The 24,197-nt window shown below is 37.2% G+C and carries 24 protein-coding genes; 18 read left to right on the top strand and 6 right to left on the bottom strand.

Annotation, left to right across the window (positions count from 1 at the left end):
- Window positions 1-107: 107 nt before the first annotated feature.
- The 4 genes from IGK27_RS10120 to IGK27_RS10105 form a co-directional block, all read right to left on the bottom strand.
- Complete coding sequence (locus IGK27_RS10120; RefSeq protein ID WP_002356521.1) at window positions 108-1,817, bottom strand: ABC transporter permease/substrate binding protein; 1,710 nt, start codon at window positions 1,815-1,817, stop codon at window positions 108-110.
- The gene (locus IGK27_RS10115; protein WP_002388977.1) at window positions 1,810-3,000 is read right to left on the bottom strand and encodes a quaternary amine ABC transporter ATP-binding protein; all 1,191 of its coding nucleotides are present in this window, start codon (window positions 2,998-3,000) and stop codon (window positions 1,810-1,812) included. Before IGK27_RS10115 ends, IGK27_RS10120 begins: the two co-directional genes overlap by 8 nt.
- A gap of 200 nt (window positions 3,001-3,200) precedes the next feature.
- On the bottom strand, window positions 3,201-3,833 hold the full coding sequence (locus IGK27_RS10110) for a GntR family transcriptional regulator (protein ID WP_002356525.1): 633 nt from the start codon (window positions 3,831-3,833) through the stop codon (window positions 3,201-3,203).
- A 14-nt stretch (window positions 3,834-3,847) separates the two neighbouring features.
- Complete coding sequence (locus tag IGK27_RS10105; RefSeq protein ID WP_002365037.1) at window positions 3,848-5,794, bottom strand: ABC-F family ATP-binding cassette domain-containing protein; 1,947 nt, start codon at window positions 5,792-5,794, stop codon at window positions 3,848-3,850.
- Window positions 5,795-6,007: 213 nt separating this feature from the next.
- Between IGK27_RS10105 and IGK27_RS10100 the strand changes: the two genes are divergently transcribed.
- Window positions 6,008-6,658 carry a redox-sensing transcriptional repressor Rex gene (locus tag IGK27_RS10100; protein WP_002356528.1) on the top strand — a complete coding sequence of 217 codons (651 nt, stop codon included), beginning with the start codon at window positions 6,008-6,010 and terminating at the stop codon, window positions 6,656-6,658.
- Between the two features lie 42 nt (window positions 6,659-6,700).
- Here the strand turns inward: IGK27_RS10100 and IGK27_RS10095 are convergent, their stop codons facing one another.
- Both IGK27_RS10095 and IGK27_RS10090 read right to left on the bottom strand, forming a co-directional pair.
- Complete coding sequence (locus tag IGK27_RS10095; RefSeq protein WP_002362272.1) at window positions 6,701-7,354, bottom strand: CPBP family intramembrane glutamic endopeptidase; 654 nt, start codon at window positions 7,352-7,354, stop codon at window positions 6,701-6,703.
- Between the two features lie 18 nt (window positions 7,355-7,372).
- On the bottom strand, window positions 7,373-7,549 hold the full coding sequence (locus tag IGK27_RS10090) for a hypothetical protein (RefSeq protein WP_002356530.1): 177 nt from the start codon (window positions 7,547-7,549) through the stop codon (window positions 7,373-7,375).
- 232 nt (window positions 7,550-7,781) lie between these two features.
- On the opposite strand from IGK27_RS10090, the gene groES reads away from it, so the two are divergent.
- The 17 genes from groES (at window position 7,782) to atpE (ending at window position 24,195) form a co-directional block, all read left to right on the top strand.
- Entirely contained in the window at window positions 7,782-8,066 is a 285-nt protein-coding gene (groES, locus tag IGK27_RS10085) for a co-chaperone GroES (protein ID WP_002356531.1), read from the top strand.
- 57 nt (window positions 8,067-8,123) lie between these two features.
- The gene (gene groL, locus IGK27_RS10080; RefSeq protein WP_002362559.1) at window positions 8,124-9,749 is read left to right on the top strand and encodes a chaperonin GroEL; all 1,626 of its coding nucleotides are present in this window, start codon (window positions 8,124-8,126) and stop codon (window positions 9,747-9,749) included.
- A 303-nt stretch (window positions 9,750-10,052) separates the two neighbouring features.
- Window positions 10,053-10,772, top strand: a complete 720-nt coding sequence (locus tag IGK27_RS10075; RefSeq protein WP_002356534.1) for a response regulator transcription factor — start codon at window positions 10,053-10,055, stop codon at window positions 10,770-10,772.
- Window positions 10,773-10,795: 23 nt separating this feature from the next.
- Window positions 10,796-11,506, top strand: coding sequence for a hypothetical protein (locus tag IGK27_RS10070; RefSeq protein ID WP_002400944.1), 711 nt, complete (start codon window positions 10,796-10,798; stop codon window positions 11,504-11,506).
- Window positions 11,507-11,522: 16 nt separating this feature from the next.
- A complete protein-coding gene (locus IGK27_RS10065; RefSeq protein WP_033626567.1) occupies window positions 11,523-13,070 on the top strand; it encodes a glucosaminidase domain-containing protein in 1,548 nt (515 codons plus the stop codon).
- Window positions 13,071-13,292: 222 nt separating this feature from the next.
- Window positions 13,293-13,703 (top strand): GtrA family protein, encoded by a 411-nt coding sequence (locus IGK27_RS10060; protein ID WP_033626568.1) that lies wholly within the window; start codon window positions 13,293-13,295, stop codon window positions 13,701-13,703.
- A 77-nt stretch (window positions 13,704-13,780) separates the two neighbouring features.
- Entirely contained in the window at window positions 13,781-15,265 is a 1,485-nt protein-coding gene (locus IGK27_RS10055) for a nicotinate phosphoribosyltransferase (RefSeq protein WP_002356538.1), read from the top strand.
- Between the two features lie 2 nt (window positions 15,266-15,267).
- A complete protein-coding gene (gene nadE / locus IGK27_RS10050; protein ID WP_002356540.1) occupies window positions 15,268-16,095 on the top strand; it encodes an ammonia-dependent NAD(+) synthetase in 828 nt (275 codons plus the stop codon).
- A gap of 168 nt (window positions 16,096-16,263) precedes the next feature.
- Window positions 16,264-18,093: a heavy metal translocating P-type ATPase gene (locus tag IGK27_RS10045; protein WP_002380658.1), complete on the top strand. Its 1,830-nt coding sequence runs from the start codon at window positions 16,264-16,266 to the stop codon at window positions 18,091-18,093.
- Window positions 18,094-18,184: 91 nt separating this feature from the next.
- Complete coding sequence (locus IGK27_RS10040) at window positions 18,185-18,469, top strand: (4Fe-4S)-binding protein (RefSeq protein ID WP_002356543.1); 285 nt, start codon at window positions 18,185-18,187, stop codon at window positions 18,467-18,469.
- A complete protein-coding gene (locus IGK27_RS10035; protein WP_002356545.1) occupies window positions 18,459-18,734 on the top strand; it encodes a GNAT family N-acetyltransferase in 276 nt (91 codons plus the stop codon). Before IGK27_RS10040 ends, IGK27_RS10035 begins: the two co-directional genes overlap by 11 nt.
- A 167-nt stretch (window positions 18,735-18,901) precedes the next feature.
- Complete coding sequence (secG, locus tag IGK27_RS10030; protein ID WP_002356546.1) at window positions 18,902-19,138, top strand: preprotein translocase subunit SecG; 237 nt, start codon at window positions 18,902-18,904, stop codon at window positions 19,136-19,138.
- Window positions 19,139-19,283: 145 nt separating this feature from the next.
- Window positions 19,284-20,057, top strand: a complete 774-nt coding sequence (locus IGK27_RS10025; protein WP_002384145.1) for an alpha/beta hydrolase — start codon at window positions 19,284-19,286, stop codon at window positions 20,055-20,057.
- Window positions 20,057-22,426: a ribonuclease R gene (rnr, locus tag IGK27_RS10020; protein WP_002356549.1), complete on the top strand. Its 2,370-nt coding sequence runs from the start codon at window positions 20,057-20,059 to the stop codon at window positions 22,424-22,426. The genes IGK27_RS10025 and rnr overlap by 1 nt, the downstream gene beginning before the upstream one ends.
- A 12-nt stretch (window positions 22,427-22,438) precedes the next feature.
- Window positions 22,439-22,903 (top strand): SsrA-binding protein SmpB, encoded by a 465-nt coding sequence (gene smpB / locus IGK27_RS10015; protein WP_002356550.1) that lies wholly within the window; start codon window positions 22,439-22,441, stop codon window positions 22,901-22,903.
- 302 nt (window positions 22,904-23,205) lie between these two features.
- A complete protein-coding gene (gene atpB, locus IGK27_RS10010) occupies window positions 23,206-23,925 on the top strand; it encodes a F0F1 ATP synthase subunit A (RefSeq protein ID WP_002356551.1) in 720 nt (239 codons plus the stop codon).
- A gap of 48 nt (window positions 23,926-23,973) precedes the next feature.
- Window positions 23,974-24,195 (top strand): ATP synthase F0 subunit C, encoded by a 222-nt coding sequence (gene atpE / locus IGK27_RS10005; RefSeq protein WP_002356552.1) that lies wholly within the window; start codon window positions 23,974-23,976, stop codon window positions 24,193-24,195.
- The last annotated feature ends 2 nt before the right edge of the window (window positions 24,196-24,197 follow it).

Here is a 24,197-nt window from a genome sequence, read left to right as displayed (position 1 = left end):
TTCCACTCAGTCTACCCAACTGAGTGGTTTTTTTTGCGAAAAAAGAGGGCGTTGAACAATTTGTTCAACGCCCTCTTTTAATAGATGGGGAAGTCATTTGTTAAGAATTATTTTTTCCATTCTGCTACTTGGTCTTTATGTGAATCAACCCAATCACGTGCAGCTTCTTGTGGGTCTTTGCCTTCGTTAATTTCTAACATGACAGATTCCATATCCTTAGTTGTCCAATGGAAATTATCTAACACTTTGTAAGCTTCTGGTTGATCTTCTTTTAGGCCTTGGCGAGCCATTGTGTGAATCGCTTCTTCGCCGCCCATAGTGCCTTTTGGATCAGCTAAATATTTTAAATCATATTTTGCAAACATCCAGTGAGGAGACCAGCCAGTAATAACGATGTCTTCGTTGTTTTTAATTGCTTGTCCTAAGGCGACAGTCATGGCACCTGATGAAGAAGTTTCAACAGACCAATCTTTCAAATTAGGATAAGCTTCTTTAGTTTTCTCTGCTGCTGCAACAACACCAGCACCAGGTTCAATTCCAGTAATCTTTTTCCCAGCTTGATCAGATAAATCTTCGATAGAATCAACATCCATATAAGAAGGGACGACAATTCCTAGCTTCGCGCCTTTAAGGTTTTCACCAAGGTCGTCTAATTTATCTTTATATTGTTTATATTGCTCTGCGTGTGTTCCTGGCAGCCACGCACCAACCATGGCATCTGTTTCACCTTTAGCTACAGATTCCCACATAATTGCGTTATCTAAAGGAGTCGTTTTAACATCATACCCCATATCTTTTAAGACTTCGGCAACAACATGTGTGGAGGCTACTTCGGTATCCCATTCCACATAAGAAAGGGAAATTTGCTTATCATTTGTTGTTGTAAAAATTGAAGCACCAACTAAGCCAGCGACAATTACAACAACCGCTGCAATAATCCCGTATTTTTTCTTTTTAGAGGTGGCACCAGCTGCTTTAGGGGCTGCTTTTTTATTATTTAAATGTTGAGTAAAACGGTCAATGATAATCGCTAAAATAACTAAAGCCACACCATTTACGAAACCGTTCCCGACTTGCGCACGTTGTAAAGCAGAAAGGACGCCACGTCCTAATCCAGGCGCACCAATCATTGAAGCAATAACTACCATTGATAGAGCTAGCATGGTTGTTTGGTTAACACCAGCCATAATCGTGTTTTTGGCTAAAGGTAATTCTAATTTGAATAATTTTTGCCAGCCAGTACTACCGTAAGAATCAGCTGCTTCAACAAGTTCATTTGGTACTTGGCGAATTCCTAAATTCGTAAAGCGAACAGTTGGTGGTAAAGCGAAGATAACAGAGGCGAAGACCCCAGGAACCATACCAATTCCGAAGAATGCAACGGCTGGAATCAAGTAAACGAAACCAGGCATTGTTTGCATGAAGTCCAAAATCGGTGTAATGATACTTTTGGCTTTTTCGCTTTTCGCCATTAAAATCCCTAGTGGCACACCAATGATAATGGAAATAACACTAGAAAGTAAAACTAACGTAACGGTACTCATTAAATCGTTCCATAAGTTTTGGTTATAGATAAACATTAAGCCGATAAATGTGAATAAACTTAAGCCAATTTTTTTATTAGAAATAAAGAAAGCAGCAATCGTTAATAGCACGATCAGCACAAGTGGTGGTACGGCTGTTAGTAAGGCAGTAATGTTGTCCATTACACTTTGACCAATTGTTTGTAAAAAGCTGAATAATCCAGCAAATGTTGAAGTTAACCAATCAGTAAAACTTTCAACCCAAGACGCGACAGGTAATTGATACTTATTCATGTTCGTTCACCTCTGTTTCTGCAAGTGCTTCAAGTACGCTACCACGGATGACCACGCCTAATAGTTTGCCGTTATCAGTCACGGCAAGAGGCGTTTGTGCATCATAAATCAGTGGGAAAATATCATTCACTAACATATCTTTATCGATTGTTTGAATTTCTGGATCCACACATTCTACAAGAGAAGTCCCGTTTTTACGCGCTTCTAAAGCTTTTTCTGCGCGTACCACGCCTTTTAGTTGGCGTTTTTTATCCACGGCAAGTAACATACTCACTTCTTCTTGACGCATCCGTTTTAAAGCAACAGTTGGGCCATCAATTTCAATGTTAGTAGTTAAAGCAGGTACCATAATATTTTGGGCAGTTAAGACTTTTGAACGATCCACATCTTCCACGAAGGTTCGCACATATTCGTTGGCTGGGTTGGTTAAAATTTCTTCTCCAGTCCCAATTTGCATAATTTGACCATCTTTCATCAAGGCAATCCGGTCGCCGATTCGTAAAGCTTCATTCAAATCATGTGTGATAAAGATAATGGTTTTTTTGACATTTTCTTGTAAATCTAATAGTTCGTCTTGCATTTCACGACGAATTAACGGATCAAGAGCAGAGAACGCTTCGTCCATTAATAAAATTTCTGGATCGTTAGCCAAGGCACGAGCAAGGCCGACACGTTGTTGCATCCCACCAGATAATTGACTTGGTAATTGGTCTTTAAAAGCAATTAAGCTAGAATTTTCTAAGGCTTTTTCAGCTTTTGCTTGGCGTTCTTCTTTAGGAACACCACGAATTTCTAAACCATATTCCGTATTTTCTAAGATAGTTCGATGGGGGAAAAGACCAAAGTTTTGGAAAACCATGCTCATTTTATTTCGACGTACTTCACGTAATCCTTCTTTATCTAAAGAAGAAATATCTTGTCCATCAATATAAATATTTCCTGAAGTTGGTTCAATCAAACGATTTAATAAACGAATTAATGTTGATTTCCCACTTCCTGATAACCCCATAATAACGAAAATTTCGCCTTCTTCAACTTCGAAATTTACATCATAAACACCGACTGTGGCACCCGTTTTTTCTAAAATTTCTGTTTTGCTTTTGTTGGCACGAATCATTTCAAGTGCCGGTTTGGTTTTCTTACCAAAAATCTTGGTAAGGTGATTTACTTTTACTTTTGGCAAATCATTGTTCCTCCTCATTAAAAAAAGTGACTACATCAGACTACTATAAAGTTGTCACTTTGTCAAATTAGATGAAAATCTTTCTGAAAATGAAGAAAAACAGTATTTTAACTAGGTTTTATAGTGGTTTTTTATGAAAAATAGAAATAATAAATAAAAAAAGTGACTATTTACCGCAAGATAAGTAGTCACTTTTTTGTTTAAGGATAAAAGAAATTTTGGACACGTTGTAAGGTTGATTCGTCATGTCCAACAAAATAAAGTGTGTCGTTCAACGAAATCTTTGCATATGGACCAGGTGAGACCAAAAGCTCTTCTTTGTGTTTGATAGCGATAATCGTTGCCGAAGTGTTTTGCCAAAAATTCATTTCGCTAATCGTCGCCTCAAGATAAGCAGCTTCTTCTGTTAAAACTAATGAATAAGGATTCATTGGATTGAAAGAATCAAAACGCTTTGTTTGTTCAACAAGAGTATCTAGAATGCTAGAAAAATGAGTAAGTTCTTCTTTTTGTTTCGCTACGCTATCTAGCAATTCTTCTTTAATTTCAGCAATCGTTTGAACGTCTTGATATTGTGTCACAAAGTCCTGCGCTTTTTCTTTTGATGCCACATAGAAGCCGCTGCCGTGTTTGGCTTTAACGATTTCTAAATCGACTAAAACGATAATGGCTTTGCGAGCTGTTTCTGGCGACACTTGGTATTGGTTAGCTAGGGTGGAACGGGCATGGATTTTATCTCCAACATGTAATTTGCCTTCTGCAATTTTTTCCGCAACATCAACGGCGATTTGTTGATATTTGGGCTTCGTTAAACTGATTTTTTTGGAAGCCATAGTGAATCCCTCCGTTAATTGTTATTTTCCATTTCTTCTAATTCTAAACTGAAATTTTCCCATTGCTCAAGTAGTTCATCTTGTTGCTGACGAGCGTCATCTAATTGTTGGTTTAAAGCCAGCAATTCAACATGATTTTCTAGAATGTCTGGTTGACTCATTTGTGCTTCTAATTGTGCAATTGTCGTATCTAACTGAGCAAGATTTTCTTCGACTTGTGTTATTTTTCTTTGCAAAGTACGGAGTAATTTTTGTTGCTCCTTGTTTTGATAAAAGGTATTTTTGGCTGTAACTGGTTCGGGTTTTTTCGCCGCTTCTTCATTAGCTAAGAGGGCAGCGATTTCTTCTTCCTCTTGTTTCTTTTCTAAATAATAATCATAGTCGCCTAAATAAAGTTTGCTGCCCTTTTCAGAAAGCTCAACAACTTTTGTTGCAATTCGATTGATAAAGTAACGGTCATGGGAAACGAAGAGGATGGTTCCTTCATAATCAATCAGCGCATTTTCTAAAACTTCTTTATTATCGATATCCAAGTGGTTGGTTGGCTCATCGAGAATCAAGAAATTGTCACGATCCATCGCTAATTTTGCTAATGCCACACGTGCTTTTTCGCCACCGCTTAATAAAGGAATCGTTTTTTCAACATCGTCTCCACTGAAGAGAAAGCCGCCTAAAATACTTCGAATCTCTTTTTCAGGTGTGGTTGGGTGTTCATCCCATAATTCCGCTAAGACCGTTTTATTGCCATGTAAATTGGCTTGCTCTTGGTCATAGTAACCTACAGAAACATTGGTGCCAAAAGTTTTACTTCCTTTAATGAAAGGAATGCGATCAATAATTGATTTCAAGAGAGTAGATTTACCAATTCCGTTCGGTCCGACTAAGGCAATGGCTTCTTTGCGACGAATATCCAAATGAATAGGTTCGGATAAAATATGTTCTTGGTCGTAACCAATGGCGGCATCTTCGACTTGTAAAACAACATTTCCCGAGACTTTTTCACTATCGAAAAGAAAATGCGCCGATTTTTCATCTCCTTGAGGTCGGTCTAAACGGTCCATTTTTTCTAGTACTTTTCGGCGACTTTGTGCACGTTTCGTTGTAGATGCACGAACCAGATTTTTGGCAACAAAATCTTCTAACTTATTGATTTCTTCTTGTTGCTTTTCATACGCTTTCCATTCACTGGCTAATTGTTCTGCTTTTAACTCTAAGTATTTGGAATAGTTTCCTTTGTAGTGAGTCATTTTTTTGCGACTCAGTTCATAAACTTCATTAACTACCTTATCTAAAAAATAACGATCGTGGGAAACAATCAATAGGGCGCCGGCATAGCTTGGCAAATAAGATTCCAGCCAAGAAAGCGTCTCGATATCTAAGTGGTTTGTAGGCTCGTCCAGAATTAAAATATCTGGTTTTTGTAAAAGCATTCTCGCTAATGCAAGCCGGGTTTTTTGACCACCAGATAAGGTTTGAATATCTTTCGTGTAAAAGGATTCATCAAAGCCAAAGCCGTGAAGGACTGAGCGAATTTCATTTTCATAGCCGTAGCCATTTTTTTCAGAAAACGTATGTTGCAATTGATCGTACTCTTTTAAAATTCCTTCATAAACGGAAGTGGTTGGCTCCATTTCACTAATTTTAGTTTCTAATTCTCGCATACGCTGTTCCATTTCTAGGATGTCAGCAAAGGCTTTTGTCATTTCTTCCCAAACGGTTTTATCTGATTCTAAGCCGGTATTTTGAGCTAAATAACCTAACGTAGCGGTTTTATTTTTGGCAATGGTTCCGCTATCGGGAGCATCAATGCCTGCAATGATTTTTAAAAAAGTCGATTTTCCAGCACCATTACGACCAACTAAGGCAATCCGACTTTTTGTTGCAATTTCTAAATGTATGTTTTCAAACAATGTTTCCGAGCCAAAATGCCGGGCAACTTGATTTGCTTGTAATAAAATCATCAGTAGTCCTCATTTCTAAATTCATTGCCCTTAGTGTAGCATAAAATCTGCTAAAATAGCACGTATCAAAAAATGCTTTGTGAAGGTTTATACCTTTTATCACAAACTTTTGAAGAAAAATGCTATTTTTGAGCCATAGAATTGCTTTTTATTGTGAAAAACTGCTATTATGTTAATGGATAAGATTTAAGTGAAAGTATTGGAGGTCCAATTGTGAAAGATCAAGTTATTCCAAAAGCAACGGCGCGACGCCTTCCTTTATATTATCGCTACTTAAGAATGTTACATGATACAGGAAAAAATAAAGTCTCATCAACTGAATTAAGTGAAGCGGTACAAGTAGACAGTGCGACTATTCGTCGTGACTTTTCATATTTTGGTGAATTAGGTAAACGTGGGTACGGCTATGATGTTGAAAACTTAATGAACTTTTTTGCAAAAACATTGAATGAAGATGAGTTAACCAATGTCGCATTAATCGGGGTTGGTAATTTAGGAAGTGCTTTATTAAAGTACAAATTCCATCAAAGCAACAGTATTCGTGTAAGTTGCGCATTTGATGTGAATGAAGATATTGTGGGACGCATTGTTGACGGTATTCCGGTTTATCCAATGGAAGATATGATGGAACAAATCCGTGTTCAACAAATCGAAGTAGCTATTTTAACTATTCCAGCTCGCAAAGCGCAAGAAGTTGTGAACAAACTTGCCGAAGCAGGGGTTAAAGGAATCCTAAACTTTACGGCTGCGCGTTTAGTAGCGCCACCTGAAGTATTAATTCAAAATGTTGACTTAACCAACGAATTACAAACATTAATTTATTTCTTACATCATGACAACGAATTGATTGACGAAGAAGAATAAGCAAAAGAAAAGGGCCTAGTCGTTTAGACGAAGGCCCTTTTCTTATTGAATTGTACCATTATGCAAAAGTAGTTGAACAATAATCACAATCGTATTCATGCCACAATGGGCAATAATTGAGGTCCAAATTTTTCCAGTTTGCTTGTACAAAAGAGCAAAGAAAAATCCCATAAAGAAATAAACAAAAAAGTGACCATCGGCATGTGCGAGTGAAAAAATCGCCGAACTAACAGTAGCCGCAATCCAGAAATTTGTAAAAGGCTGGATTAAATGGATAAATGCATAACGAAAGACGAATTCTTCCATAATCGGACCACCGATAGTAGTTGCCAAAATAAATAAAGGATTTGCCAAAATCACCGCTACAATAGCTTGTGTATTTTGAGAAGTAGCTTGTTCTCCTGTGATGGCTACTTCAATGGCAAAAGTAACCCCTTGAATCAGCATGGCAATGAAAATCCCACTTACACCTAGTAAAAAAATAAAAATAGGTGATTTCAAGGTTGCTGTTTCCTCTAAAGGAGAAGGTTCTGTTGTTTTTAAAAAGATGCCAATCATTACAAGGGCGCCAATAATGTAGAGAGCAGTTGTCACATTAATCGCTGCATTGGGGGAAATACCCGAAAAAAGTAACGGCCCGAAAAAAGCGATAATGTATGTGACTAAAATAAATAAACTTGATTTTCTTAAGGTCATGGTTAATCCTTTCTATAATTATTTTTTACGATTATTGCGATATCCTAATAAAAGAAAAACGAATAAGAAAAAGAAAAGAGATTCCCAAAGTGTCGAAACAATTCCTTCTGTGACACTGAAAACAAGATTTCCTAAATTCGCTATCACAAAATAAACGAAGGTTGCTATTAGTGCTGTAAGTAAACGTTGTTTCATTTTATTCGCCTCCAATCGTAGTCAATTTATTTTACCATGAATTAAAGGATTGGAAAAACATTCCATTAAAAAAGAATACTCAATAAAAAATGCGTATCTTATAATTGACAAGAAAAAGAGAGAAAAGACTTGCATTTTTAGAGTGAAATGAGTATTATAAATAGTGTGAGTTAGCACTCTTATGTATCGAGTGCTAAAATAAGCGAAAACTTTTTATTTGGAGGGATTTATTGTGTTAAAACCATTAGGCGATCGCGTCGTAATTAGAGTCGCGAAAGAAGAAGAAAAAACTGTTGGAGGAATTGTTCTTGCATCCGTTGCAAAAGAAAAACCACAAACAGGTGAAGTTATCGCAGTAGGTGAAGGTCGTGTGCTTGAAAATGGCACAAAAGTTCCGATGGAAGTAAAAATTGGTGACACAGTAATGTTTGAAAAATATTCAGGAACAGAAGTGAAATACGAAGGCGTAGAATACTTAATTGTATCAGCCAAAGACATTATTGCCACTGTTGAATAATAAACAACTTTTACAGAATAATATAATAGAAGAAAAAAATTATGAGGTGAAGAAATCATGGCAAAAGAGATTAAATTTGCAGAAGATGCACGTGCAGCAATGCTACGCGGAGTAGATGTATTAGCAGATACAGTGAAAGTGACATTAGGCCCTAAAGGTCGTAACGTTGTTTTAGAAAAATCATTTGGTTCACCATTGATTACTAACGATGGAGTAACAATTGCTAAGGAAATTGAATTAGAAGATCATTTTGAAAACATGGGCGCAAAATTAGTTTCAGAAGTTGCTTCTAAAACGAATGATATTGCTGGTGACGGAACAACAACAGCGACTGTTTTGACACAAGCCATTGTTCGTGAAGGCTTAAAAAACGTAACTGCTGGAGCTAACCCATTAGGTATTCGTCGTGGGATTGAATTAGCAACAAAAACAGCAGTAGAAGAATTACACAATATTTCATCTGTAGTTGATTCAAAAGAAGCGATTGCACAAGTCGCTGCTGTTTCATCAGGTTCTGAAAAAGTCGGCCAATTAATTGCCGATGCAATGGAAAAAGTTGGTAACGACGGCGTAATTACCATTGAAGAATCAAAAGGGATTGAAACAGAATTAGATGTGGTTGAAGGAATGCAATTCGACCGCGGTTATTTATCTCAATACATGGTTACTGACAACGATAAAATGGAAGCTGTTTTAGAAAATCCATATATCTTAATTACCGACAAAAAAATCTCAAATATTCAAGATATCTTACCTTTATTAGAACAAATTCTACAACAAAGCCGTCCACTATTGATCATTGCGGATGATGTTGATGGGGAAGCTCTACCAACATTAGTATTGAACAAAATCCGTGGTACATTTAATGTTGTCGCAGTAAAAGCGCCAGGATTTGGTGACCGCCGCAAAGCGATGCTTGAAGATATTGCTATTTTAACAGGTGGTACAGTAATCACTGACGACTTAGGGTTAGAGTTAAAAGACACAACTATTGAAAACTTAGGAAATGCTAGCAAAGTAGTTGTCGACAAAGATAACACAACAATTGTTGAAGGTGCTGGTTCAAAAGAAGCCATTGATGCCCGCGTTCATTTAATTAAAAACCAAATCGGCGAAACAACGTCTGATTTTGATCGTGAAAAATTACAAGAACGTTTAGCTAAATTAGCTGGTGGGGTTGCTGTCGTTAAAGTCGGTGCTGCAACTGAAACAGAATTAAAAGAATTAAAATTACGAATTGAAGATGCATTAAACGCAACACGTGCCGCTGTAGAAGAAGGCATGGTTTCTGGTGGTGGTACCGCACTGGTCAATGTAATTGGTAAAGTCGCTGCGCTAGAAGCTGAAGGCGATGTGGCAACAGGGATCAAGATTGTCGTTCGTGCATTAGAAGAACCAATCCGTCAAATCGCTGAAAATGCTGGTTATGAAGGATCAGTGATTGTTGACAAACTAAAAAATGTTGACTTAGGTATCGGATTCAATGCAGCTAACGGTGAATGGGTAAACATGGTTGAAGCCGGTATTGTTGACCCAACAAAAGTAACTCGTTCTGCCTTACAAAATGCAGCTTCTGTGTCAGCTTTATTATTAACAACTGAAGCAGTTGTTGCAGACAAACCAGAACCAGCTGCACCAGCTCCTATGATGGATCCATCAATGGGCATGGGCGGTATGATGTAAAAATAAAAAAGTATTCTAAAAGCTTACGATTGAAAAATCGTAAGCTTTTTTTTTACATAAAGAATAAATAATCTAAATAATATCTTTGCTTATGGTGTTTTCTCAAATATTTACTCAATTAACAAAAAAGATGATAATTTAAAGGCTTCGTTTTAGCTAGACAGCCTTGTTTTTATTCGATAAAATTTAGTAATAACAATCATTTTTTGAAAACTAGTAGTTGGTAATTTTTATTTATTAATAGAATATAAATAAAAATTATTATATTTTGAAGGGGAATATTAGGAAGATTGAGGTGGGAAAATGGAAAAATATACAATTGGTGTCGTTCCTTTGACAATTGAAACAAAAGAATACTGTCAAAATTGGTTTGTTAGTAATCAAGTAGAATGTCAGATCATCCAAGGAACAAATATACTTCTTCATTTGCACCATATTGATGGATTAGTGATTGAAGTTACTGACCACCAGCAAGTAAATACTTGTTGTGAGTTATTAATGACGATTCGCAAGCAGTCAGATTTACCGATTTGGTTATTTTCTCGGACAGAAGTAATTAGTAAAGTCAATCGAATTATTTATTTACAATTAGGTGCAGATGGCGTTTTTGATCATTCTTATGATCGTCAAGAATGCATGTTAAGCATGAGTAATTTATTGCAACGTGTAAAAAGACGTTTTTATCCTAAATTAGCTATTGCAAACGAGGAACAAACAGTTACTAAGAATCTTTCTGAGAGATTGTATTTAATTGCGCCAAATTTGAGTGTTTGCTTGGGAAGTGGAGAAGAAATTCTTTTAACAAAATTGGAATTTTTCACAATAGAGTATTTATACAAACACGCAGGACAAACAATTACATATGAAGAACTCTACAAAAATGTCTGGAAAGATACTGCGAATGAACGAAAATATCGTGTCGCTAATGTGATTTTCCATTTGCGTAAAAAAATTGAACAAGATGTGAACAAACCACAATATATCAAAACAATTCGCTCAAAAGGCTATATGTTAACGGTGTAAAAGGTACGAAGGAGGAGAAACAAATGTGGCAATTTTTGACCAAAAACAATGAAGATGAGGAGTATGAGAAGATGCCGGATTTTGAAAATGAACAATCGATGAAAGCACAACCAACGGTAACAGAAGAAGCAATCTTTGATGACGAGTTCGTTTATGCAAAAGAGCAATCCGCAAAAGTAAAACAGGTCCAGCAACAAGTGCCGACTGAACTGTCAGAAGAGTCATTTTCTTTTGTTGAAAAACTAGAAGAAGAAAATCAACTATATCAGCAATCCATTAAAAAGCTAACGGAGCAATTATTAATGCAAACCAATGAAGTGGAAGCATTACAAAAACAAGTAGTCGAAAAAGATGTTCAACTTAAACATGTTAAAGAAACATTAAGTGATAAAGAAACAACTATCACTTCTTTACAGAAACAATTGTCTGAAGAAAAGATGCAACAGAGACAGACCAGTGAAGAGAATTTAGACACAGCCGTTACGCTTTCTCAAAAAGAAATTGGCGAAGTGTTATTAGAAGCCAAACGTCAAGCAAAAGAAACAATTAGTCAAGCCAAACAACAAGTTGCAACAGTTCATGAAGAAATGGAACAACGTTTAGCAACTTTAACACGCATGAAGCAAGTGGCAAGAGAGTACCAAGCTTATTGTGAACAAATGCTGACAATCAAGAATGAATCAACAGGAACGTACCAACAGATAGAGCAGTTATTAGCAGAAATAAAGAGGTAAATGAAGGAGAAATGCGATGAAAAAAAGAAAGGCAAGATATTTGAAGTTGGTATGTATTGGAATTTTAGGGATTTATGCGGGCGCCAGTTACTACAATTCGGAACCATTAATCGCTCAAGAAGAGACCGAAACGAGGGACGAAAGTCGACAGCTATCGCTGGAAGAAAAAAGAGCGGACCAAGCCAATCAAGACCAAGGAACCCTTACTTCTTCAACGCTGAACGAAACAATAATAAGTTCGTCTGAACAACAAGAAAGTTCAACACAAAATGACAGCAGTGACCATCAGGAAAATAATGTGGAACCATTAGAATCTGAAAATAGTTTACCGCCACAAGAAAAGACAATTGCTAGTACTAAACCAACCGAATCGTTACAAAATGATCAACCAATATCTGAAGATCGTAAAGCGCTCACTGAGAAGTCACCTCATAATCAGGAACCACAAAATTCTACATTAACTGAAAAGACCAAAGAGCCGTTGGTACATTCAGAGGTAGACAATAGTCAAGAAAAGGAAAAGCAAGCAGGAATTCAACAACAAGCCGAGGCAAATTTTGTTGTCCAAGAGAATGCTTCTACTTCTGAGTTTATTAGAAAAATCGGTGAAGAAGCACGAGTTATTGGTCAGCGACATGATCTATACGCTTCTGTCATGATAGCTCAAGCTATTTTAGAAAGTGGCTCGGGCAATAGTGCGTTAGCAGCGCCGCCTAATTATAATTTGTTTGGCATTAAAGGCGCTTATCAAGGTCAAAGTGTCAGCTTTCCCACACAAGAAGATGATGGTAAAGGGAAGATGACCACCATTCATGCCGATTTTCGTCAGTATCCATCTTATAAAGAGTCATTAACAGACTATAGTAAATTAATTATCAATGGGCTGGCGGGTAATCCGACGTTTTATCACGGCGTTTTGAAAGCAAACACGACGGATTATCAGCAGGCAACAAAATTTTTAACAGGTCGTTATGCAACGGATACATATTACGATAAAAAATTAAACGCGTTGATTGAAACCTATCAATTAACTGAATACGATCAAGAAAAGAAGAAACCAGTAGTGACTAATTTGGCAGAAGAAAAGAAACCTTCGTTTGATAAGGAAGCAGTCAAAGAACAGCTAAAAAAAGAAGCAGTCATCTATGAAGTAAGCAAAGGAGATTCTCTCGCCACCATTAGCCAGACGTTTGGTGTGTCAGCAACAGCCATTTTAAAGCAAAATTCAAAGACTCAAGAAATGTTTTATATTGGCCAAAAGATCACGATTCCTCAGCATACAGCGGCGACTTCTCTAGAACCGAAAGAACAAGCGTTACTTCAATCACTAATAATCAGTAAATCGGTGACTAATGCTTTGAAAACAGCAGAGCAATCAAATGGTAAAGCGAATGACTCAAAAACAGAGTCTACTGAGTATTATGAAGTAAAAAGAGGAGAGACACTCGCAAAAATTGCAAAAAAAACGGGCTATTCCTTAACCGCCCTCAAGCAGACAAATGACTTAACGTATTCTGTATTAACCGAAGGACAAACGATAGCACTTCCTAAGCTAAAGGACTAATGCTGATTTAACTTATTGGTTGATGGAGTCATATATTATTAGACGAAGAGAAGAGAAGAGGAGAAGTTCATCCATGGATGAACTTCTCCTCTTCTCTTACTATGTTTTTCATAAATACTTAATAAATAGTAAAATTAGCAAGAGAATTGTGTCTTTACACAAAATAGATAGGTTTTCTTGCCGAAGTTTGATAAAATGATTAGTTGAAAGGATGCGTGAAAATTGAAAGAATTATTTCGTAAATACCGAGAAGTACTGGCTTATTTATTTTTTGGTGGTGCAACGACTGTCGTTAACTTAGTTGTGTTTTTTGTTTGTCAAAATGTGTTAGGGTTGGATTACAAGATAAGTAACACAATTAGTTGGTTTTTATCTGTTCTATTTGCCTTTTTCACGAATAAATATTGGGTATTCGCAAGTAAGCATGAAAGCATAGCTGGTTTTTTTAAAGAAATGGGCTTATTTTATTGGTACCGAATTTTATCTTTTGTGGCTGATATGGGTTTAATGATTCTCCTAATTGATGGCATTCATTTTTCATCGTTTTGGGCGAAAATCATTACACAAGTTGTAGTAGTGATTTTAAATTATTTCTTCAGTAAATTTTTCATTTTTAAAGAAAAAGAGGTCTAAGCAGATTTTAGGCTAAAAAAAATTTTTTTGTTATAATATAAACAAGTTTTTAATACAAAGAATAGAGGTAGAAAACGATGGACTATACATATGCAGATGATAGTTTGACATTGCATACAGATATGTATCAAATCAATATGATGCAAACATACTGGGAATTAGGGAGAGCAGATTTACATGCTGTTTTTGAATGTTACTTTAGAGAGATGCCCTTTAATCATGGCTACGCAATTTTTGCAGGTTTAGAACGTTTAGTCAATTATCTCGAAAATTTAACGTTTACAGAATCTGATATTGCATATCTCCGAGAAGTTGAAGAATATCCAGAAGATTTCTTGACGTATTTAGCAAATTTTGAATTTAAATGTACTGTACGCTCTGCTTTAGAAGGGGATTTGGTTTTTAATAACGAACCGTTAATTCAAATTGAAGGTCCTTTGGCACAATGTCAATTGGTAGAAACTGCCTTGCTAAATATGGTGAATTTCCAAACATTAATTGCGACAAAAGCGGCTCGAATTAAATCCGTGATAGGCGATGATCCTTTATTGGAATTTGGAACACGCCGGGCACAAGAATTAGATGCTGCCATTTGGGGCACAAGAGCCGCCTATATTGGTGGGGCGGACGCGACAAGTAATGTTCGTGCTGGTAAAATTTTTGGTATTCCGGTTAGTGGGACTCATGCCCATTCATTGGTTCAGTCGTATGGAAATGATTATGAGGCATTCATGGCGTATGCCAAAACACATCGGGATTGCGTTTTCCTTGTTGATACGTATGATACTTTGAAAGCTGGAGTGCCAAGCGCAATTCGAGTAGCTCGAGAAATGGGTGATAAAATTAATTTCCTAGGTGTGCGGATTGATAGTGGCGATATGGCTTATATTTCTAAACGAGTTCGTGAACAACTGGACGAAGCTGGCTTTACTGAAGCAAAAATTTATGCATCGAATGATTTAGATGAAAATACGATTTTGAATCTAAAAATGCAAAAATCAAAAATTGATGTATGGGGCGTGGGTACCAAGCTGATTACCGCCTATGATCAACCGGCTTTAGGAGCGGTGTTTAAATTAGTTTCAATTGAAGGTGAAGATGGTCAAATGAAAGATACCATTAAACTATCTAGCAATGCTGAAAAAGTGACAACACCAGGGAAAAAACAAGTCTGGCGCATTACACGTAAATCTGATAAAAAGTCAGAAGGGGACTATGTGACACTTTGGAACGAAGATCCTCGCCAAGAAGAAGAAATTTATATGTTCCATCCCGTTCATACCTTTATTAATAAGTATGTCCGTGATTTTGAAGCACGGCCAGTACTCCAAGATATTTTCGTTGAAGGAAAACGTGTGTATGAATTACCAACTTTAGATGAAATTAAACAATATGCAAAAGAAAATTTAGATTCACTTTGGGAAGAATACAAGCGGGACTTGAATCCGCAGAAATATCCGGTGGACCTTTCAACAGATTGTTGGAACCACAAAATGAATTTATTGGAAAAAGTGCGTAAAGACGTTAAACATTTAACGGAAACGGTGAATAAGGAGGCCTAGAAATGACAACACTTCAAGAAAAAATCATTCAAGAGTTAGGTGTTTTACCGACAATTGATCCAAAAGAAGAAGTTCGTAAAAGTATTGATTTTCTGAAAGCTTATTTAACTAAACATCCTTTTTTAAAAACCTTTGTCTTGGGAATTAGTGGCGGACAAGATTCAACATTAGCTGGGCGCTTAGCACAATTAGCGATGACTGAAATGCGCGAAGAAACAGGAGATATGTCGTATCAATTTATTGCGATTCGCCTTCCTTACGGTGAGCAAGCAGATGAAGCTGATGCACAAGCCGCGCTAGCCTTTATCCAGCCAGATGTTTCTTTACGAGTGGATATTAAACCAGCAGTGGATGCAATGGTTGGTTCGCTAGAAAACGCTGGCGTTCAAATTAGCGATTTTAATAAAGGAAACATGAAAGCACGTCAACGTATGATTACACAATATGCAGTAGCTGGCGAAAATGCTGGCGCAGTAATTGGCACAGACCACGCAGCCGAAAATGTGACAGCTTTCTTCACCAAATATGGCGATGGCGGAGCGGATATTTTACCGTTATTTCGTTTAAATAAGCGCCAAGGAAAAGCTTTGCTGAAAGAACTTGGGGCACCAGAAGCCTTGTATCTAAAAATACCAACAGCTGATCTAGAAGATGACAAACCGTTAGTTGCAGATGAAGTTGCCTTAGGTGTCACGTATGATGCCATTGATGACTATTTGGAAGGCAAAAAAGTCTCGGAAACAGATCAACAAACAATTGAAAACTGGTATAAAAAAGGACAACACAAACGGCATTTACCCATTACAATTTTTGATGATTTTTGGAAATAAAAACACAGACCATCGGCGAATGAACGATGGTCTGTGTTTTTTTTACATAACTACTTTTCAGAAAGTAAACGTTGCTACAGCAACTATCCTATGATAATGAAAGTCGTTTTCATTTAGGCGTTTTCACTTTCTTTTTCAAAACAGAAAAGGTACGCTCAATAATGTAAAGTGAATGATGGGAGAGAAAAAGAGATGAAGCATGTAACAAAATTGGGGATTACAATTATAACAGGAGTTTTGGCATTATTATTTGAATTTATTTTACATCAGCCGAATTGGGCGTATGGCATTATTTTAATAACAGGTTCTGTAATGGCGTTAATGATGTTCTGGGAAATGATTCAAACCTTACGTGAAGGAAAATATGGTGTCGATATTTTAGCGATTACCGCTATCGTTGCAACCTTAGCTGTGGGAGAATACTGGGCCAGTTTGATGATTTTAATTATGTTGACTGGTGGTGATTCATTAGAAGACTATGCCGCTGGAAAAGCTAACCAAGAGCTGAAGTCATTATTGGATAACTCGCCACAAAAAGCTCATCGCTTGAATGGCGAAAATTTAGAAGATGTTTCTGTTGAGGAAATCAATGTTGGCGATGAATTAGTAGTAAAACCAGGGGAACTAGTTCCAGTTGATGGCTTGGTAAAAACCGGGACATCAACAGTCGATGAATCTTCATTAACAGGAGAATCAAAACCAATTGAAAAAAATCCTGGGGATGAATTAATGTCGGGTTCCGTGAATGGTGATGGCTCTTTGAAAATGGTTGCTGAAAAAACTGTAGCCGACAGTCAATATCAAACAATTGTGAACTTAGTGAAAGAATCTGCGGCACGTCCAGCTCATTTTGTACGTTTAGCAGACCGCTATGCGGTACCTTTTACACTAGTTGCCTACCTAATTGCAGGTGTTGCTTGGTTTGTTTCAAAAAGTCCGACGCGTTTTGCGGAAGTCTTAGTTGTTGCTTCGCCGTGTCCTTTAATTCTATCTGCCCCAATTGCTTTAGTGGCAGGGATGGGTCGTTCAAGTCGTCATGGGGTCGTTATTAAATCGGGAACGATGGTCGAAAAATTAGCTTCTGCAAAAACGATTGCGTTTGATAAAACAGGCACGATTACGCAAGGACAACTTTCTGTTGATCAAGTCCAACCAATCAATGCTGAAATAACTGCTGCTGAATTAGTGGGATTGGCAGCAAGCGTGGAACAAGAATCAAGTCACATTTTAGCTAGATCAATTGTTGCTTATGCCAGAAAGCAAGATGTCCCATTAAAAAATATTACAGATCTAGCGGAAGTTTCTGGTGCTGGCGTGAAGGCATTTGTGGATGGTGCTGAGATACGGGTAGGTAAAAAGAATTTTGTGACACAAGAGTCTCAAACAACTGAAAAAATTGATAAAACGACCATTCATATTTCACGTAATGGCACATATTTAGGCCGAATTACTTTTACAGACACAGTACGACCAGAAGCAAAAGAGACTATGGAAAAATTACACCAATTACATCTTCAACGAATTTTAATGCTGACGGGGGATCAAGAATCCGTCGCAGAAACGATTGCTGCAGAAGTAGGAATTACCGAAGTACATGGGGAATGTTTACCACAAGATAAATTAACTATTCTAAAAGAATTGCCTAAAGAAAATCATCCAGTCATCATGGTAGGAGATGGTGTAAATGATGCACCTTCGCTTGCTGCTGCAGACGTAGGTATTGCTATGGGCGCTCATGGAGCTACTGCGGCTAGTGAAACTGCTGACGTTGTTATTTTAAAAGATGACTTAAGTAAAGTCAGCCAAGCGGTCGAAATTGCCCAAGATACCATGAAAATTGCCAAACAATCTGTATTAATCGGAATTTTTATCTGCGTTTTACTAATGCTAATTGCTAGTACCGGGATTATTCCAGCGCTAATCGGGGCTATGCTACAAGAAGTGGTGGACACTGTGTCAATCTTATCTGCTTTGCGAGCTCGTCGAATTGGCAAGTAAGGTGGAACAATTAATTGCCTGAATGTCCAGCTTAGTGGTAAAATAAAGGTACGTTTTTAATATTAATAAGTTACAGGGGAGAGATTGTGCAATGAAAGGAAACCAAATAGATGGGCAACCAGTCACGGAAGAACAACTATTAAAAGAAGGCTACCGTAAATATACTGGGGAAGGAATTGATATCTTTTATAATAAAGATATTTGTGAACATATTGGTAATTGTGTTCGTGGAAATCCAGAAGTCTTTGAAGTTGGTCGGAAACCATGGATTATTCCAGATAACGGAAGTGTTGAAAATGACATGATTGTGGTAGATTCATGTCCAAGTGGTGCTCTAAAATATATTCGGAAAGCAGGGAACGAATATGCAAATTAAAGAAGAAAACAATCGTTTTGCTCTATATAACGATGAAAACCAAGAAATTGGTGAAATGACTTGGTCAGATGCTGGCGAAAGCATGATGATTATTGATCATACGTTTGTTGATCCAACTTATCGTGGACAAAAATTAGCTGAAAAACTTGTTTTAGCCGGTGTTGAAAAAGCGAGAAAAGAGCATAAAAAAATTATTCCGCTATGTCCATTTGCCAAAAAAGAATTTGATACTAAACCTGAATACGGAGACGTATTGAGAAAATAAAAAATAAGTTAGCAACAGCCGCAAGTAGAAATCTGATTCCTACTTGCGGCTGTTGCTATTAGAGACAAATAAGGAAAGACATTAAATTTCACTGGTGTTTACAGATAAAATATGCTACATTAAAGTAGATGAATTTCGCATATTTGTATAAAAAGGAGAATTAACGCATGTATAATCTAATCTTAACGTTGGTCATCATTTTATCTGTTTTAATCGTCATTACTGTTATGATGCAACCAAGCAAACAAAACAGTGCAGCAAGTGCCTTCACTGGCGGTGCAGATAAATTATTTGGGAAGCAAAAAGCGCGCGGTTTTGAAGCTGTTATGCAACGCTCAACAGCAGTTCTTGGCGCAATTTGGATGATTTTATTATTTGTTTTGGCGTTCTTATCTTCAAAATAAGTACGTAATCTTTTAAAATGACAAGTTTAGAACAGAGAGATGAGTGCGGACACTTATTTTTCTGTTCTTTTTCTTTCTGAAAAAGTCTTTGAAACTTATCATTTCGGAAGGTTTTCTTTTGAGAATATGATAGAATGAAGCTGAGGTGAGCGAAGTGGCAAAAAAAATCAATTTACCGAAGCCGTTATTTTCAGAAAAAGGAAAACGGGCGGTCCTTTTATTACACGCTTATTCTGGCAGCAGTAATGATGTACGGATGTTAAGCAGACGTTTAGAAAAAGAAAATTATACTGTCTATTCGCCTAATTTTTCAGGACACGGCACGCTAGTTCCTGAAGATATTTTAGATCAAACAACGGAACAATGGTGGCAAGATACACAAGAAGCAGTCGCTTTTTTGAGAGAAAGAGGTTACCAAGAAATTGCCATTTTTGGTTTATCAATGGGCGGGATTTTCAGTATGCATGCATTAACGGAACAATTAACAGGATTAATTGGTGGTGGATTTTTCTGTTCACCGATCTACCCTGTCGAAAATAAAGTCCCAGAAAATTTCGTATTATACGCAGAAAATGTGATGAAAATCGCAGAAGTTCCTGCAGAGGAACAACAAAGCCGGTTGCAATCGATTGAGCAACGAGTCAAACAACAATTAGGAGCGATTGAAACGATTGCTAGTCAGACGGCTGACAAACTAAACAAAATCCACGCACCTCTTTTCTTAGCGCAAGCTGGCAAAGATGAAATGATTGAGCCAATGGGCGTCTATCAAACGGCCCAAGCGCTAACACAAGCACGTGTGACCTTACAATGGTACCCAAACAGCGGACATGTCATTACGGTGAGTGGAGAACACAAACAATTAGAGCAAGATGTGGTGCAATTTTTAGCAACACTACCTTGGAATGAGGAGAAATAATGACAAAACAAACAATTAAAGAGCAAATTTTACATTTCATGGAAAGCCAAAAAAAGAAAAGCTTTTCAATGGAAGAAATTGCACAAGGCTTGAATTTAGAAAAAAGTTCAGATTTTAAAATTTTAGTGCAAACCATTGCACAAATGGAACGAGAAAAGTCAGTTAGTTTCAACAAAAAAGGCAAAGTCCTGTTACCAATGAAAGACTTATTAATAGAAGGAACGTTTCGTGCAAATGAACGAGGCTTTGGTTTTGTAACCATCGATCCTGAAGAACCAGATGTTTACATTCCTAAAGAGGCAACGAACTTTGCAATGGATGGGGACACGGTTTTAATCGACGTGATCCAACATGCGGATCCTTTTTCAGATCGCGGCGCAGAAGGTAAAGTCAAAGAAATTAAAGAGCGAGCAGTGAGCCAAGTTGTCGGAGAATTTGTGGCATATAGTGAAGAAGAAATGGCAGAAATGGGACTGTATGGCTACATGATTCCCAAAGATAAGAAATTGAATCAGTATACTGTATCAATTGCACCTGAAGGGATTAAGCCAGTAGATGGTAGCATTGTCATTGCTGAAATTACCTATTATCCAGATCAAGAATATCCAACGAGTATGGAAGGACTAGTCAAACAAGTGATTGGTCATAAAAATGATCCAGGAATGGATATTTTATCAATCGTGGTGGCTCATGGAATTCCCACAGCATTTCCTGACGAAGTTTTGGCTGAAGCGGACCAAGTACCAGAAACTATTGCAGAAAGCGATTTAGTCGGTCGTCGGGATTTACGTGATCAGTTGATTGTGACGATTGATGGAGAAGATGCGAAAGATTTAGATGATGCAGTAACGGTACAAAAGTTAGCAAATGGCAATTTCTTTTTAGGGGTGCATATTGCAGATGTTTCTTATTATGTAACTGAAGGAAGCCAATTGGATATGGAAGCGTATGAACGTGGCACAAGTGTCTATTTGACAGACCGTGTTGTGCCAATGATTCCGCAGCGATTATCAAATGGGATTTGTTCGCTAAACCCACATGTTCCACGTTTAACCATGAGTTGTGAGATGGAAATTACACCAGAAGGAGAGGTTATTTCGCATGAAATTTTCCAAAGTGTAATCCAAACAACGGAGCGAATGACCTATACAGCAGTCAATGAAATTTTAGAAGAGCAAAAACCTGAAACGTTAGAACGCTACAAAGAGCTAGTTCCCATGTTTAAAGAGATGGGCGAGCTGCACCATATATTAGAAGAGATGCGTATGCGCCGTGGTGCGATTTCTTTTGAAGATCGTGAAGCCAAAGTCCTAGTTGATGAAAATGGTCATCCCCAAGATATTCTTTTACGCACGCGTGGCGTGGGTGAACGATTAATTGAATCCTTTATGTTGGCAGCGAATGAAACTGTGGCGCGTCATTATCATGACTTAAAACTGCCATTCATTTATCGGATTCATGAACAACCAAAAGAAGAAAAAATGCAACGTTTCTTTGACTTTGCTGCAGTACTTGGCATTCTTGTTAAAGGAACAAAAGAAAACATTTCACCGAAAGATTTACAAAAAGTTTTAGAGCAAGTTGAAAATAAGCCGGAAGAAGTGGTTATCAATACGATGTTGCTAAGAAGTATGCAACAAGCGAAATACTCAGAAGACAACTACGGACACTATGGGTTGGCTGCTGAATATTATACGCATTTCACTTCACCAATACGTCGTTATCCAGATTTAATTGTGCATCGTTTGATTCGCAGCTATAGCCAAGATCAATCTGAAAAAAATCAAGAAAAATGGAACGAAGCATTACCAGAAATTGCCAATCATAGTTCAAGTATGGAACGTCGCGCAGTTGATGCAGAGCGTGAAGTGGACGCCATGAAGAAAGCCGAATTTATGGTAGATAAAGTGGGAGAAACGTATGACGGGATTATCAGCTCAGTCACAAAATTTGGTATCTTTGTGGAACTGCCTAATACAATAGAAGGCTTGATTCACGTGAACAACTTAAAACAAGATTATTTCCACTTTATTGAAAATCATATGGCGTTAGTTGGTGAACGGACGGGAATGACTTTGAAAATTGGTCAGAAAGTTCAAATCCGTGTTGAAAAAGCTGATCCAGAAACAAGAGAAGTTGATTTTGAATTGATTTCAGCTGAGGAAGTCGCACCAGTCGAAGGACCAAAAGGACGTAAAAAAGGTAAAGCCAATTCTTCAACTCGTTCAAATAATCAACGAAGAAATAAAAAAGATGAATCATTTGATGGTAAGAAAAAGAAAAATAAGAAAAAAGGCAAAGGCAAAAAACAACCTTTTTATAAAGAAGCAATGAAACAAAAAAATAAAAAAGGGAAAAAGAAGAAGTAGAGGAGGTCGCTTATGCCAAAAGGGGAAGGAAAATTAATCGCACAAAACCGCAAAGCTAGACATGATTATTCAATTATCGATACGGTTGAAGCTGGGCTTGTTTTACAAGGAACAGAAATCAAATCTATTCGAAATGGTCGTATCAATTTAAAAGATGGTTTTGCACGAATTCGAAACGGAGAAGCCTTTTTGTATAATGTTCATATTAGTCCATATGAACAGGGCAATATTTTTAATCATGACCCATTACGTACCAGAAAATTATTATTACACAAAAAACAAATTAATAAGTTAATCGGCGAAACCAAAAATACAGGTATCACATTAGTACCTTTGAAGGTCTATATTAAAGACGGCTATGCCAAAGTTTTGATTGGTTTAGCTAAAGGGAAAAAGCAGTACGACAAGCGTGAAGACTTGAAACGTAAGGAAGTTGACCGACAAATCAGCCGAACATTAAAAAATAACCGACGTTAAAAATGTAAATTTATTCTTTTTCGCATATTTGCTTGCCTTTCTTCGGATTAGGTGTAAAATCTGGTAAGTGTTGAGTAAATGAATGTAAATGATTCATTTTTTAATCGCTTCGGAAAGCAGTACCACCCTGCATTAGATTGGTTTATGGAAAAGGTTTTCCAACCAATTTTCAACACATGAAATTTTAAAAGTAAACTATTTGTAAATTATCAACAAGTGGTGGTACGATAGCTTTGCCAGGGATTATCACTCAGGAGTAGGATGAAACTTCTGAAAGATTGTTGGAAAAGAGGTGAATTGATTTGGAAGAGAAGAAATTACTCTTCAATATCGGACCAATTTGGTTTGATGGAACCATTGTTTTGATGGTGCTGTTGACGTGTATCATTGTTTTCGCCTTTGTCTATGCTTGTACGAGAAATATGAAGCTACGACCTAAAGGCAAACAAACGGTCATCGAATGGTTAGTAGATTTTATTCGTGGAATCATTACAGACAATTTACCTCGTAAAGAAGTGAGCAATTTTCATTTAATGGCGTTTACCCTGTTCATGTTTGTGCTTGTTTCAAACATCTTGGGTCTCGTTACAAAAATCGTTGTGGGCGACGATCTCAGCGTTTGGAAAAGTCCAACCGCCGATCCAATCGTAACCTTAACGTTAGCGATGATGATGATTGTCTTAACACACTTCTTTGGTATGAAACGCTTTGGTTTTAAAGGCTATCTAGTTAATAGTTATTTAAGACCCGTTGGTTTCTTACTACCGGTAAAATTAATGGAAGAATTCACGAATCTATTAACATTAGGCTTGCGTTTGTACGGAAACATTTTTGCCGGCGAAGTTCTCTTGGGCTTGATTGCTGGAACCGTAGCAAGCGTTGGATTATGGGTTATCCCACTAGCAATTCCGCTAGAAATGATTTGGGTAGCATTCTCAATCTTTATTGGATGTATCCAAGCGTTTATCTTTGTGACACTTTCAATGGTTTATATGTCACACAAAATTGAAACAGAAGAATAATCAAGAAATACGAAGGACAAAAATTATCTTTTAGGAGGATTTTACACAATGGAAGGATTAAATTTTATCGCAGCAGCAATTGCAATTTTCGGTTCAGCTATCGGAGCCGCTATCGGTAACGGACAAGTTATTTCAAAAACAATCGAGTCAATGACTCGTCAACCAGAAATGTCTGGTCAATTAAGAACAACAATGTTTATCGGGGTCGCTTTAATCGAAGCTGTGCCAATTTTAGGTGTCGTTGTTTCTTTATTACTTTTATTCAGATAAGC

Origin of the sequence: Enterococcus sp. DIV0236 (assembly GCF_050558525.1) — a bacterium.
Lineage (GTDB): Bacteria > Bacillota > Bacilli > Lactobacillales > Enterococcaceae > Enterococcus > Enterococcus faecalis.
This window is presented reverse-complemented; position numbering and strand designations above follow the sequence as displayed.